This is a genomic window from Winogradskyella ludwigii (assembly GCF_013403985.1).
Classification (GTDB): Bacteria; Bacteroidota; Bacteroidia; order Flavobacteriales; family Flavobacteriaceae; genus Winogradskyella; species Winogradskyella ludwigii.
Window position 1 is genome coordinate 895,962 of sequence record NZ_JABFDF010000001.1, and the last position, 14,252, is coordinate 910,213.

The window sequence follows — 14,252 nt, forward strand, 5'->3', positions numbered from 1 at the left end:
GTAAAATGCGTGTTATTTATCAAACTATAAACGTTGAGTTCCTAATAATTAAATTGCTTCGTATTTCTATCGTTTTATTTATATGCGAATCGGTATGATTATTTATTTCTTCAATTAAATACTTAACGGAAGTCGCACCAATTTTTTGTCCTGGCTGATCAACGGTTGTTAGCTTAGGTTCTATAATCGTAGAATTTAAAGAATTACTGAAACCTACAACAGCAATCTCTTCAGGGATTTTTACATTAAGTTTCTTTAGTGTTTTAATGACACCAATTGCAGCACTATCTGTGATAGCAAATATGGCATCGGGCTTTTGCTTTAAGCTCATTAAAACATTTGTCATGCGCTTTCCCTGAATTATTGAAATGTCGTCTACACTCAATATAATTTTTTCATCAATAGGTAAATTATGTTCTTTTAAGGCTCTTAAATAACCTTCAAATCGCTTTTCAGAATTATAAGAAAATTCAGATTCCTTAATTATAGCAATTCTCTTTTTTCCAATATTTATAAGATGTTCTACAGCATTATAAGCAGCTTCCTCTTCATTAATAACCACTTGAGTACAGGGTATTTTATTAGATGCTTTATCAAATAGAATTAATGGAAGTGTATTCATTAATTTTAAAATTGAACTAATATCTCTCGTCATTTTTGATATTGACATTAAAACACCATCTACACCAAATTGAATCATAGTATTAAGCATTTCAGTTTGTTTATCGACATCATTATTAGATTCTGAAATAATAACACGATAGCCATGAAGGGAAGCTTCTTCTACGATTCCTCTTATTAATGTGGTTGTGAAATAATGTGTAATATTAGGTACAATAACACCAATAATATTTGTTTTATGAGCTCTAAACCCTTTCGCAAAAATATTGGGAATGTAATTTAAATCCGAAGCCAACTGCTTCACTCTTTTTTTTGTCGTTTCACTTATATCTTGATGGTCATTTAGAGCTCTAGATACCGTAGAAATAGATAATTGGAGTTTTTCTGCAATCTCTTTTAGGGTTGTAATCTTACTTTTCATCTAATTATAGCTTTCGCAAACGTTACCGCAAACGTTTGCATGGTAATTTCGTAATATTTATTACACAAACTTAACAATTTGATAATAAATTTACCCTATAAACAACAAAACTATAAATCAATGAAAAAATCTCTACTAGCATTTGCACTTTTTATAAGTGCATTTACTGCTTTTTCGCAAACACAAATTAGCGGAAAAGTCACTGATGCATCTGGTATGCCAATTATGGGTACCAATGTTATTATTAAAGGAAGCACTTCTGGTGCAATAACTGATTTTGATGGTAAATTTACTTTTACTACAACTTTATCAGGAGAACACATTATTCAAATCTCTTATGTAGGATTTGAAACTTTTGAAAAAACAATTAATTGCGATGGTAGTCCTGTTACAATCGACGCTGTTTTAACTGAAGGAGGAAATGCTTTAGATACGGTTGTACTTACAGCATCTTCTACGTTTAGATCCCAAAAAGACACACCAATGTCTATCAGTTCTGTAAAGCAAAAAGAAATCACAAAACTTTCTGCAAATAGCCAAGCTGATATTTTAAGAAGTATTCCGGGAATTACTGCAGAAGGTGGTGGTGGTGAAACAGCAACTAATTTATTTGTTAGAGGTTTGCCTTCTGGTGGACAATACGTTTTTAATCCGCTTCAATATGATGGTATGCCTTTAATGAGCACATTTGGATTAAATTCCTCTGCTCATGATGTTTACGCACGTCCAGATATTGGGTTTAAAGGTGTAGAATTTGTAAGAGGTGGTGCTGCCGTACTTTATGGTGCTGGTTCTGTTGCTGGTATTATTAATTATACAAGTAAGACAGGAGATACTAATGAAGAAAACATTATCAACCTAGAATATGGTACTAATGGCAGGTTAAAAACAGATTTTTACACGGGTGGAAAATTAGGAGGAGAAGACTCCAACACCTACTATGCTTTAACTGGATTTGTAAGAAAAGATAATGGACCAATTGATACAGGTTTAGATACTAGAGGATTTCAGTTAAGAGCGAATATTAAGAAAAAATTTGATAATGGTTCTTTTACCATCCATGGTCAATTTATTAATGATAGAGCTCAGTTTTTCATGCCGCTTCCTTTAGATGGTGGTTCTAGAGAACGTCTTGCTGGTAACGATGGAGACGATGTTGAATCGTTGTTGTCTGGAGAATTAGCAAACACGTCATTTTTAACGCCAGGTGGTGCCTATGAAAGCCCAATTGACGATGGTGTTTATACAAAAGGTGGATACCTTTTAGCCGATTTTGACTATAATTTAAGTGATAATCTAAGATTTAAATCAAAAGTAAAATACGCCAATTACCAACATAATTTTGCGCTATACGTTGGTGGTGATGGTAATTACGGAAACCCAATTACAATTTCAGATTATATAGAGGCCGTGGCACCTGGAAATACAGGATTTAGTGCAACGTACCAAGGTGGTTCTGGAGGTGAGATTAATGGTAACGATTTAGTCGTAGAAAACTTACATATAGATAGGTTAAGACCTATGACAGATTATTCTGGTGAAGCTAGCTTAATTCTAAATTCAGATAACGGAAATCACACGTACACAGTTGGTACTTTTTTAGCGAGAACAGAAGCTGAAGATGTTAATTATCAATACAGAGTCTTGTCTGAATTTAATAATAATCCGCGATTAGTAAATTTAAATTATGCTGATGCTACTGGAGGAAACGTAGTCTATTCAACAGGTGGTTTATACAATAGAATAGGAATGACTTCTAATAATTTTTTAGAACAAAGTAGAACCGCTTTTTATATTACTGATGAAATGGTTTTTGACAAATGGCGTTTTGATGTTGGCTTACGTATAGAATCAACTAAAGGAACATTTAGAAAAGGTAATGTTACGGAGAGTCAAGTTTATACTGATGGTGACTTAACAAGTGAATTGCAAAATGTTCGTTTTTCAGATGGTACATTTACAACAGGAGAGATTGAAGCAACAGATTGGGCTTTATCATTAGCAGGTTTATATGAGTTAACAGAAGTTACCAACTTATACGCTAATTTCTCAAGAGGATTTTTCTTTCCTCAACAACGTGGTTTTGCTCCAACACCAGGAATAAGAGAGACAAACTATGAAGCAGAAACGATTATTCAAGGAGAAGTAGGTGCTAAATTTGGTACGTCGAAATTCTCAGGTTCTGCTGCAGTATATTATGTAGGATTAAGTGATCGTATTCGTATTGATCAAGCGATTGTTAGTGGAGAATTAGTAGACCAAGGACGTAGCGAACAGTCTACAAAAACGATAGGTTTAGAAGCTACAGGAAACTACAGATTTACTGATTATTTATCTGCAAATGCGACAATTACTTATCAAGATCATGAAATCTCTACAAACCAAACGGAAGATTTAGTTAACGGAGGTATTGTAACTATCAATGAAGGTAACGAAATAGGAAGACAACCAAACATCTTAGGATCAATTGGTTTAAACTACGATAACCGTAAGCTAGATGCTAATTTCACCTTAAACCATACTGGAGCAAAATTCACTGATGATTCTAACAATGTAGAATTAGACGCTATAACAATTGCTAGAATTGGTGCTGGTTATACTTTTGAAACAGAAGGTAACAATAGCCTTAGAGTTGGATTTTCAGTATTCAACCTATTTGATAGTGCTGGACTTACAGAAGGGAATCCTAGAGCAGGTATTTCTGGTCAATCTGGTGATGGAGATTTTTTCGTTGGACGCCCAATTCTACCAAGACGATTTTTCCTAACAACAACATTTAATTTTTAAATAATAATTAATACAGAAAGCATTGACAAACTATATTGTGTCAATGCTTTCTTTTATATCTCAAATATCTATCATGACAAATAATGATTTAATTAAAAAAGCCGAAACTGTTCTTAATAACAACTTTAAAGAAGACAAAGGGTTTACTATTCCTTGTGAAGGTTTATACCCTTTTCAATGGAATTGGGATTCTGGTTTTATTGCCATAGGCCAAGCGCATTACGATACCACTAAAGCAAAACGAGAAATCGAAGCGTTATTAAGCGCACAATGGGAAAATGGATTTATACCACACATCGTTTTTCATAATGATAGTGACACTTATTTTCCTGGTCCCGATTTTCATCTTTCTAAACTACACCCTTTAGCTTCAAAAAGCCATAGAACTACAGGAATGACACAACCTCCTGTTCTCGGTTTTGTTCTAAAAGAAATCTATGATATTATAGATGACAAAGAAGACATATTAAATTTCATAAAACTTAATATTGATAAGGTTTATCATAATCACGAGCATTTTTACACACATAGAGATCCTAACAAAGAAGGTTTAGTTTACATATACCACAATTGGGAATCTGGTACAGATAACTCTCCTATTTGGGATGATATTTGGGAGACTATGGATCCTCCAAAATATAAATTTGAACGTAGAGACACTACTCATGTTGATGCCGCTCAAAGACCTACAAATAGAGAATACGATTACTATCTACATCTTATAGAAATTGCTAAAGCACACAATTATGATGATGCTAAAATTGCTGAGTTATCTCCATTTTTAGTTCAAGACCCATTGTTTAATACCATGCTTATAAAGTCTAATGCGGCTTTAATTGAGCTTTATGAATTGATTGGGAATTCTGAAGATAAAATAAAAACATTAAAGCAATGGCAAACTAAAGCTATAAAACGATTTAATGAAAAATTATATAATGAAAAACTTGGTGCTTACGTACACTACGATCTTAGAAACGAAAAACAATTAGAGCATATATCATCATCGTCATTTACTCCATTGTTTGCAGGTATACCTAGTAAAGAAAGAGCAAATATCCTTGTAAAAACACTGATGGATAAATTTGGTACTGATGACAAATACTTATGCGCATCTTTTGATCCAGAAAGTGATCGATTTAATCCTAAAAAATATTGGAGAGGCCCTGTTTGGATTAACCTCAACTGGATACTTTATAGAGGTTTAAAATCTAATGGCTTTGATGCTATTGCAACTCGTGTAAAGGAAGAATCTATTTCATTAATAAAGCAATATGGTTTTTATGAATATTTCGATCCTAGAAAAGAGGTTAAAGACAATGCAGGTTATGGAGGTAATAACTTTTCATGGAGTGCCGCTTTACTTATCGATTTACTTAAATCTGAAATTTAATTCCATTAAAAAACATTTCTGAGTATTAATGGCATAAGAACAACTTATGCCATATTAATGCGTATTTTAAAAGGCGATTGGAAACATTCGGTTAGAATACAATTAAACATAAATTAACATGAATTGGCTAGATTATACAATAATTGCCGTTTATCTCGTAGGCTTTATAGCTATGGGTTATTTCTTTAAAGAGAATAAAAATTCAAAAGATTATTTTCTAGGAGGTAAGAGCCTTGGTTGGTTTCCTTTGAGTTTATCTACAATGGCAACTCAATTATCAGCTATTAGTTTTATTTCTGCACCAGCTTTTGTTGGTCTTAAAGCCAATGGTGGAATGAAATGGTTAACGTTTGAGTTTGGCGTGCCATTAGCGATGATTGGAATCATGTTTTTTATAATTCCACCTTTATACAAATCAGGAATTGTAAGTATTTATGAATACTTAGAACGTCGTTTTTCAAAATCTACAAGAAAATTAATTAGTGTCGTTTTTCAAATAAGTCGTGCGCTAGGAACAGGAGTTATGGTATTTACCATGGCTTTAATTATACAATCTGTAGTTGGTATAAGTTTTCATTGGACTTTACTAATAATAAGTGTTGTAACCTTAGTTTACTCCTATCAAGGCGGTATGAAAGCTGTAGTTTGGGGAGATGCTATTCAGATGATAATTTTATTTTCTGGCTTAATTATATGTTTAATTATAGGCTATTCTTTATTGAAAGACACTGGAACGTTTAAAGGTTTTGATCCTGAACGACTTCAAGTAATCGACTTTTCTAATCTAGGATTCTTTGATGGAGAGGAATATGGTTTTTGGCCAATGCTTTTAGGTGGTTTCTTTTTGTATTTATCATATTACGGTACAGATCAAACACAAGCACAACGCTTACTTTCTGCGAAAGATGAAGGTACCATTAGAAAGTTATTGTTAGCCAATGGTTTATTACGGTTTCCTGTAGTTCTCGTTTACAGTATAATGGGATTAATTATTGGATATCTGGTAAGTAATGTTCCTGATTTTTATGAAAGTATAAGAGAAACAACACGTATTTATTTTCCTGCAGAATATGCAAAATCAGGTATTAAACCAGATCTAATGGTGCCTGTTTTTATTACTAAATATTTACCAAACGGCCTTATAGGAATTCTAATGGTAGGCATTATGTCTGCTGCAATGTCTTCATTAAGTTCTACCATTAATTCATTGAGCGCAGTAACGATTGAAGACTTCTTTAATAGTGGAGAAAAAAAACTTTCCGAAAAAAAATACATGCTTTTATCTAAAGGTTTAGTTGTGTTTTGGGGAGTTATATGTATTATGGCAGCTTACCTTTTTGGTAATAGTGAAAGCACCGTTATCGAACTCATCAATGCTATTTCATCTTTATTTTACGGACCAATATTAGCAGCCTTTGTTATTGCTATCTTTTTAAAGAAAGTAAATCATATTGGTATGAATGCAGCCATAATAACAGCTGTAGTTGTAAATCTTGTCTTTAAATATTTACCCGAATTAGTATACCTTTTTAATCAAGGCCATTTCTACTCTGGCGACGTTTCATTACATGCAGCCTTAGCAGAACTAGGCATCCATAATATTCCAAATTTATTTTGGATTTGGTATAACTTAACTGGTTTTGTAATAGCATTAGTAGTTGCTGTAATTGTAAGTAAATTAACTCCTAAAACACCTGCTAAGCAAATGGAACTGTCGTATACATTTCACACTAAAGACTTATTAAAGAAAGAGAGTATTATATTAATGGTCTTTTTTGTGCTCATTATTGTAGTTAGTTATTTTCTTCCAAACCTATTAAGTTAGATTTATTTCATGAAAATCATTTTAGCACCAGACAAGTATAAAGAATCGTTAACAGGACTCGAGTTTTGTAATATCGTTGCACCCATTTTAAGATCATCATTACATGCCGAAGTAGTAATCGTGCCATTAGCAGATGGTGGAGATGGTACTATTGAAGTGGTCAACTATTATTTAAAAGGAGAGGTTATCCAAGTCAATGTTACCAATCCCATATTTAAAACTATTGAAGCCACATTTTTATATGCTGAAGCCTCCAAAATTGCCTTTATTGAAATGGCTGAAGCTTCTGGTATGAAACTATTACAGCCTGCAGATCAAAACTGTATGCACACCACCACATTTGGTACTGGAGAGTTAATTCTTAAAGCTATAGATAAAGGTGCTCAGCATATTATTCTAGGCATCGGAGGAAGTGCAACAAACGATTGTGGTATTGGTATGGCAAATGCTTTAGGCTATCGTTTCTTAAACAAAGATAACAACGAGGTAAAACCAATTGGTAGCGCACTCATTACTATTTGTAAAATTGATGATACGCTTGTAGATAAAAGGTTAAAGTCTATTAAATTTCAAATTGCTTGTGATGTTACAAATCCACTTTACGGACCTAACGGAGCTGCACATATTTATGCCAAACAAAAAGGCGCAACTGAAGCTGATATTAATTATTTAGATACAGGTTTGCGTAATTTCTCTAAAGTATTAGATGATCATTTTAATTTTACAGCTCAAGAAATTGAAGGTGCTGGTGCTGCTGGAGGAATGGGAGCAGGTGCTATCGCTTTTTTAAACGGAGAACTTCTTCCTGGTATCGATGTTATAAAACAGATTGCAGATTTTAATACTAAAATTAAAAATGCAGACTGGATTATTACAGGCGAAGGCAAATTAGATCATCAAACCTTATCTGGAAAAACCTTAAGTGGAGTCTTAACTTCTGCTAAGAAAAATAAAATAAAAGTAGCTGCCTTTTGTGGTAGTATTGATGTGACTCCTGTAGAACTCAATGAAATGGGAATCGCTTATAGTGATGCTATAATTACAAAAGCCAAGAATTTAGAGGATGCATTATCAAATACAACCATCTATTTAAAGCAAATCACCAATGAGTTTAGTGACTTTCTAAATCAATAAAAATTATTTCTTATTTGGGTTTAAAAGAATCGCATAAACCTGAATACCAAAACCAATTAACACTAAAGTTGGTGCTAATCTAATACGTCTCCAGCTGTAAATAGATTCATCAAAAACATTGGGATCATCACTTCCACCACCAGACATTAATATAAAGCCAATAACAATAAATGCTAAACCAATAAATAAGAATTTATAGTTTTTCTTCCCGAAAATGAATTCCGATTTAGAATCGTCCTTACGTTTTTGTTCTCCCATGGTCTTTCAATTCAACTTTAGTATCCTGCAAAGTAACAGTTTTATTTACAAATAGTGGTCGACATTAATATTTTCCTAACATCTAATAATACAACTGATCCGTCTTTAAGTTTAAGAAACGTTGTGTAGCAATAAACGTACTAATCCAAGTAATCACAATTCCTAAAAGGAAAATACCAACAAACAAACCTCCAATTAATAGGGTGTTTTTTAGTAATTCTAATTCTGGGAATGTAATATCTAAATAGTATAAAACAACTGCCATACCAGCTAAAGCAACTAAAGCACCAATGATTCCTAATTGCACACTTTTCCATACAAAAGGTCTACGAATAAAGGTTTTGGTCGCACCAACCATTTGCATGGTCTTAATAATAAAACGCTTAGAATAAACGGCTAAACGAATAGAGCTATTAATCAATAAAACAGCGATTAAAGTAAATAATCCACTAATAATTAAGACCCAAAACGTAATTTTTTTTACGTTATCGTTCATTAATTCTACCAAATCATTATCGTATCTTATCTCTTCAATAAATGCTTTATTAGATAAACCTTCTGTGATTTCACTTAGGTTTTCATTAGTAACAAAATCGGCTTTTAAGTGCACATCAATTGAATTCTTCAATGGATTATAACCTACAAAATCCATAAAGTCTTCACCTGTTTCAGCTTTCATAAACTCTGCAGCTTCTTCTTTAGATACGTAAAGTGCATCTTTTGTGTAATCTGCCATCGCTAAACTCTTTTTGAGCTGGTTGACCTCTACTTCTTTTGCTGTATCATTCAAATAAATAGTCATTACCACTTGTTCTTTAAAGTGATCAGCTACTTTTTTAGAGTTAATTACTAAAAGACCTAAACAGCCTAGAAGAAATAAAACCAAAGCAATACTTATCACTACAGAGATGTAAGATGATATAAGTTTTCGCTTTTGGTACTTGTCAAAAGATGATGCCATGGATGAATGCAGATTTATGTTGTAAAAATAATAAAGAATTTGGATTAAATCTGTTTAATAATCGGAATTACTGTATGAGAAATCATTGATTTTTGAATCTCATTAATTTCAAGCATTAAATAGTATTTAAGTAATACAACGTTTAGTTTTTAATTGTGTTGTAATAGCTTTAAATTTGTGGCTTTACACAAGGAAAACAAGACAATGACATACGATTTTAACAGCATAGAAAAAAAGTGGCAAGACTACTGGGCAAAAAACGAAACATTTAAAGCCTCAAACACCAGTGATAAACCAAAATATTACGTTTTGGATATGTTCCCTTATCCTTCAGGAGCAGGTTTACATGTTGGCCATCCGTTGGGTTACATTGCTAGTGACATCTATGCACGTTATAAGCGTCATAAAGGTTTTAACGTCTTACATCCGCAAGGTTATGATAGTTTTGGATTGCCTGCAGAACAGTATGCGATACAAACAGGTCAGCATCCTGCAGTCACTACAGAAACGAATATTACTACTTATAGAAGACAGTTAGACCAAATTGGTTTTTCTTTTGATTGGAGTCGTGAAGTGCGTACCTCTAATCCTGAATATTACAAATGGACACAGTGGATTTTTATACAATTGTATGAGTCTTGGTTTTGTAAACATGCAAATAAAGCATTTCCTATTTCTGAATTAGAAAAGGTATTTGCTAGAGAGGGTAATACTGCTGTAGAAGCTGTATGTGATGATAATACAGGTCAGTTTACGGCAGAGCAATGGAATAATTTTTCTTCGGAAGTACAACAAGAAATACTTTTAAAATACAGATTAACCTATTTAGCAGAAACAGAAGTAAACTGGTGCCCAGAATTAGGAACCGTTTTAGCCAATGACGAAATAGTTAATGGTGTTTCCGAACGTGGTGGACATGCTGTAGTTAGAAAAAAAATGACCCAATGGAGTATGCGAATTTCTGCGTATGCAGAACGCTTACTTCAAGGTTTAGATGATCTCGATTGGACAGATGCTTTAAAAGACATTCAGAAAAACTGGATTGGTAAATCCGTTGGAGCTTCGGTAACATTCAATGTTATTCCTGCTGTCTCGTCGAGCGCAGTCGAGACGTCTCACAAAATAGACGTTTTCACTACAAGGCCAGATACTATTTTTGGCGTGTCATTTATGACCCTTGCACCAGAACACGAATTAGTATCACAAATTACAACCGAAGCACAAAAAGCTGAAGTTGAAGCTTACATAGAAAAATCAGCAAAACGAAGCGAACGCGATCGTATGGCAGATGTAAAAACCATTTCTGGTGTGTTTACAGGTGCTTATGCTGAGCATCCTTTTTCTAAAGAACCGATTCCAATCTGGATTGGTGATTACGTTTTAGCAAGCTACGGAACAGGCGCAGTTATGGCAGTGCCTTGTGGTGACCAACGTGATTACGATTTTGCAAAACATTTTGATATTGCAATTCCAAATATATTTGAAGGTGTTGATATTTCTGAAGAAGCCTATGCTTCTAAAGACAATGTAAAAATCGCCAATAGTGATTTCCTTAATGGATTAGCTTATAAAAAAGCGTCTAAATTGGCTATTTATCAATTAGAGCAATTAGGACAAGGCGTAGGTAAAACCAATTACAGATTACGTGATGCTGTATTCTCAAGACAACGATATTGGGGCGAACCATTCCCAGTGTATTATGTAAATGGTATGCCACAAATGATAGATGCAGAGCATTTACCAATTAGATTACCAGAAGTAGAAAAATATTTACCAACCGAAGAAGGTGAACCGCCTTTAGGACGTGCAGATGTATGGGCTTGGTGTACTGAAAGTAATTCTGTGGTGTCTAATGACAAGATAAACAATACAACAATTCATCCACTAGAACTCAACACTATGCCAGGTTGGGCAGGAAGTTCTTGGTATTTCTTCCGTTATATGGAAGATGCAGCCAATAGAGATGGTGTTTTTGCAAGTGAAGCTGCGCTGAAATATTGGGAAAATGTAGATTTATATATTGGTGGAAGCGAGCATGCTACAGGTCACCTACTCTACTCGCGTTTTTGGGTGAAATTATTGAAAGACAGAGGTTTTGTTAATGTTGAAGAGCCTTTTAAAAAGTTGATTAACCAAGGAATGATTTTGGGTACTAGTGCTTTTGTTTATAGAAATTACTTTAAAGTTAATTTTAATAGTGAAGAATATGATGAAACAATCAAATCTTTAATTTCTAAAAATCCTGTTTTAATTTCTCATGAAGAATTGAAGAAATTAAAACAGGAAAATGCTTCAGAAAAAACTTATCGCTTAATTGAGGAGTTGGAAGCAAACATGGAGAATTTAATAAGACGTCATATTCAGGACTCAGAAACTAATTTAAATATTAGTTTAGATTTTAATTTTCTTCCTATTCATGTAAAAGTACAGTATGTAAATGCTTCCGATGAATTAAATATTAATGGTTTAAAATCAGATGGAGAATTTGGTGAAGACTTTAAAGATGCAAAATTCATAACAGAAGAAGATGGCACATTTAAAGTAAATCGTGAAGTAGAAAAAATGTCTAAATCCAAATACAACGTTGTCAATCCTGATAACATTGTTGCAGATTACGGAGCAGACAGTCTAAGACTTTATGAAATGTTCTTAGGACCATTAGAACAGTACAAACCTTGGAACACGGCTGGTATTACAGGTGTACATGGTTTCCTTAAAAAACTTTGGAAATTATATGTTGGCGAAAATGGTTTAATTGTTAATGATGCTGAGCCAACCAAAGACAACTTAAAAACATTACACAAAACCATAAAGAAAGTACAAGAAGATATTGAGAATTTCTCTTTCAATACATCGGTTTCTACTTTTATGATTGCGGTTAACGAATTGAGTAAGCAGAAATGTACAAGCAAAAACATTTTAGAACCTTTATTGGTTTTAATTTCGCCTTATGCACCACATATTGCTGAAGAATTATGGAGTCAATTAGGAAATAACAATACTATTTCTACAGCACCTTTCCCTGTTTTTGATGCAAGTCATTTAGTAGAAAGCAGTAAAAAATATCCAATCTCTTTTAATGGTAAAATGCGTTTTACATTAGAATTGCCAATGGATATGAGCAAAGACGACATTGAGAAAACCGTTATGGCTCACGAGAAAACTATTGCGCAATTAGAAGGTAGAACACCTAAAAAAGTAATTGTAGTTCCTGGTAAAATTGTAAATATTGTCGGGTAAACTACTAAAATATATCATCATAACTTTGTTGCCAATTATAGGTTGGTCTCAAAGTTATGTTGGTATTATTGGTGATTATCCTATTCATTTAGAAGTCAATGTTTATCCTCACGAAAAAGATTCCACTTCTGGCGAATTAGAAGGCTATTATTTTTACGATTCTAAACTTTTAAGTATTCCTATATCTGGTGATTTCAAAAAAGACAAAATCACTTTAATAGATGGTTATTATTTTAGGCCTGAAAAGGTAATTGATGCCGACGAAGTTTTTGACTTAACAAAAAAAGGTAATCAACTTATAGGTAATTTCACTTTAAAAGATGACACTTATAAAGTTGTTTTAACCGAAACAAAACAAGAGCCTTTAGAAGATTTTAGAAATCCTAAACTAACCTTTGTAAAAGATAGTGTTGTTAATTATAAGGATAAACAGTTGGTTTGGTTTCATGAAAAATATTCAAAACTGCCCTTATTTAGATTAGGAAATGGTTTTACAAAAGAACAACGTGCAGTTTTCAATCCTATACTAGATGCTATTCATCTAACAGATGCAAAAGACAATTTAGACTGTAGTTCTTGGTTCGAAATTTCATACGAAATCAATCTAGTGAATGATAAATTTATAAGCTACTTAAAATATTACAGCGTTTATTGTGGTGGTGCACATCCTTCTCATGGTAATGTTGGCTATACGTTTAACCTAGAAAATTTAGAGGTTGTAGATGAGATTGAAGCATTATACCCAAAAGTTGATTTTTTTCAGAAATTAAAAAGCAAATACCAAGAATCTGAAAATGATGTACAAGACGAAGAGTGCGAAACTTTTGTTGATGACAGTTATTGGAAATACAAAACATGGAATTTAACCTCGGAAGGAGTGGTACTTATTCCTAATTATCCGCATGCTATGTCACCATGTGAAGAAGCCTATTTTTTAAATTACTCTGAACTCACAAAAGAGTAATGCTGTGTATTTAAACAAACCATCAACAGAAGAATCATCACCTAAAAAGAAGCGCAAGGGGCTTAAAGATTATTTTGATTACCGTAATAATCAGATTAACCAAATTGGTCTAATTCTTTTTGCTTCATTTGTAATAGCGACCTCTTTACATTCTTTTTTGGATCATCGCTTTACGGAAGAACGATGGAAACAAAACCCAATGCAACGTTATGAAATGCTAGATGACATCTTAGATAAGGATCTTTTTATTGATGACACAAAGAAAGAAGTTATTCATCAGTTAGGTTATCCGAGTATATTAAATTCATCTACAACTAATCAATTCAATTATTATGTTGGTAAAGGAGAAGGACTTTCTAATGATCAATCTGTAATGCTCACACTAATTTTTGAAAATAACAGAGTGACTAAAGTATTATTATTACCGATTACAAAGTAATTCAATTGTAATAATTTAAAGGTTGTCGCTACATTATTTTTATTCTTAGAATATCATATTGACCTCAAATTCAACCTGAATTTTGATTGTTTTTAAAATAAAAGCTTCAAAATATTAATTCCGTAAAAGTGATTTCAAATTAACAATCAAATTTGGAACAACAGCATTTTTCATAGTAATTTCCAAGAGCTATTCATCTCAAAATCTTCAAA

10 protein-coding genes are annotated in these 14,252 nt (G+C 32.9%); 7 read left to right on the top strand and 3 right to left on the bottom strand.

Features of this window, described 5'->3' with window-relative positions; translation table 11 throughout:
• Window positions 1–19: 19 nt before the first annotated feature.
• The gene (locus tag HM981_RS03780; RefSeq protein ID WP_179337241.1) at window positions 20–1,042 is read right to left on the bottom strand and encodes a LacI family DNA-binding transcriptional regulator; all 1,023 of its coding nucleotides are present in this window, start codon (window positions 1,040–1,042) and stop codon (window positions 20–22) included.
• A gap of 120 nt (window positions 1,043–1,162) precedes the next feature.
• Here HM981_RS03780 and HM981_RS03785 point away from each other — a divergent pair, with 120 nt between their 5' ends.
• The 4 genes from HM981_RS03785 to HM981_RS03800 all read left to right on the top strand — a co-directional run bounded on the left by HM981_RS03785 (window position 1,163) and on the right by HM981_RS03800 (window position 8,178).
• The gene (locus tag HM981_RS03785) at window positions 1,163–3,829 is read left to right on the top strand and encodes a TonB-dependent receptor domain-containing protein (RefSeq protein ID WP_179337242.1); all 2,667 of its coding nucleotides are present in this window, start codon (window positions 1,163–1,165) and stop codon (window positions 3,827–3,829) included.
• Window positions 3,830–3,863: 34 nt separating this feature from the next.
• The gene (locus HM981_RS03790; RefSeq protein WP_394351701.1) at window positions 3,864–5,219 is read left to right on the top strand and encodes an MGH1-like glycoside hydrolase domain-containing protein; all 1,356 of its coding nucleotides are present in this window, start codon (window positions 3,864–3,866) and stop codon (window positions 5,217–5,219) included.
• Window positions 5,220–5,337: 118 nt separating this feature from the next.
• Window positions 5,338–7,044 (top strand): sodium:solute symporter family transporter, encoded by a 1,707-nt coding sequence (locus HM981_RS03795; protein WP_179337244.1) that lies wholly within the window; start codon window positions 5,338–5,340, stop codon window positions 7,042–7,044.
• A 9-nt stretch (window positions 7,045–7,053) separates the two neighbouring features.
• Window positions 7,054–8,178: a glycerate kinase gene (locus HM981_RS03800; RefSeq protein ID WP_179337245.1), complete on the top strand. Its 1,125-nt coding sequence runs from the start codon at window positions 7,054–7,056 to the stop codon at window positions 8,176–8,178.
• Window positions 8,179–8,181: 3 nt separating this feature from the next.
• Here the strand turns inward: HM981_RS03800 and HM981_RS03805 are convergent, their stop codons facing one another.
• Both HM981_RS03805 and HM981_RS03810 read right to left on the bottom strand, forming a co-directional pair.
• Window positions 8,182–8,436, bottom strand: a complete 255-nt coding sequence (locus HM981_RS03805) for a DUF3098 domain-containing protein (protein ID WP_179337246.1) — start codon at window positions 8,434–8,436, stop codon at window positions 8,182–8,184.
• A gap of 82 nt (window positions 8,437–8,518) precedes the next feature.
• Complete coding sequence (locus tag HM981_RS03810; RefSeq protein WP_179337247.1) at window positions 8,519–9,397, bottom strand: cell division protein FtsX; 879 nt, start codon at window positions 9,395–9,397, stop codon at window positions 8,519–8,521.
• Window positions 9,398–9,601: 204 nt separating this feature from the next.
• Here HM981_RS03810 and HM981_RS03815 point away from each other — a divergent pair, with 204 nt between their 5' ends.
• The 3 genes from HM981_RS03815 to HM981_RS03825 are packed head-to-tail and all read left to right on the top strand — an operon-like array spanning window position 9,602 to window position 14,040.
• Entirely contained in the window at window positions 9,602–12,637 is a 3,036-nt protein-coding gene (locus HM981_RS03815; RefSeq protein WP_179337248.1) for a leucine--tRNA ligase, read from the top strand.
• Complete coding sequence (locus HM981_RS03820) at window positions 12,627–13,601, top strand: polysaccharide deacetylase family protein (RefSeq protein WP_179337249.1); 975 nt, start codon at window positions 12,627–12,629, stop codon at window positions 13,599–13,601. The genes HM981_RS03815 and HM981_RS03820 overlap by 11 nt, the downstream gene beginning before the upstream one ends.
• 4 nt (window positions 13,602–13,605) lie before the next feature.
• Entirely contained in the window at window positions 13,606–14,040 is a 435-nt protein-coding gene (locus HM981_RS03825; protein ID WP_179337250.1) for a hypothetical protein, read from the top strand.
• Window positions 14,041–14,252 lie beyond the last annotated feature (212 nt).

What these genes read in the sequence shown, in the direction of transcription:
- HM981_RS03815 (WP_179337248.1), top strand. Translation starts at nt 9,602, where the DNA reads ATGACATACGATTTTAACAGCATAGAAAAAAAGTGGCAAGACTACTGG.
- HM981_RS03810 (WP_179337247.1), bottom strand. Translation starts at nt 9,397, where the DNA reads ATGGCATCATCTTTTGACAAGTACCAAAAGCGAAAACTTATATCATCT.
- HM981_RS03795 (WP_179337244.1), top strand. Translation starts at nt 5,338, where the DNA reads ATGAATTGGCTAGATTATACAATAATTGCCGTTTATCTCGTAGGCTTT.
- HM981_RS03800 (WP_179337245.1), top strand. Translation starts at nt 7,054, where the DNA reads ATGAAAATCATTTTAGCACCAGACAAGTATAAAGAATCGTTAACAGGA.
- HM981_RS03785 (WP_179337242.1), top strand. Translation starts at nt 1,163, where the DNA reads ATGAAAAAATCTCTACTAGCATTTGCACTTTTTATAAGTGCATTTACT.
- HM981_RS03805 (WP_179337246.1), bottom strand. Translation starts at nt 8,436, where the DNA reads ATGGGAGAACAAAAACGTAAGGACGATTCTAAATCGGAATTCATTTTC.
- HM981_RS03780 (WP_179337241.1), bottom strand. Translation starts at nt 1,042, where the DNA reads ATGAAAAGTAAGATTACAACCCTAAAAGAGATTGCAGAAAAACTCCAA.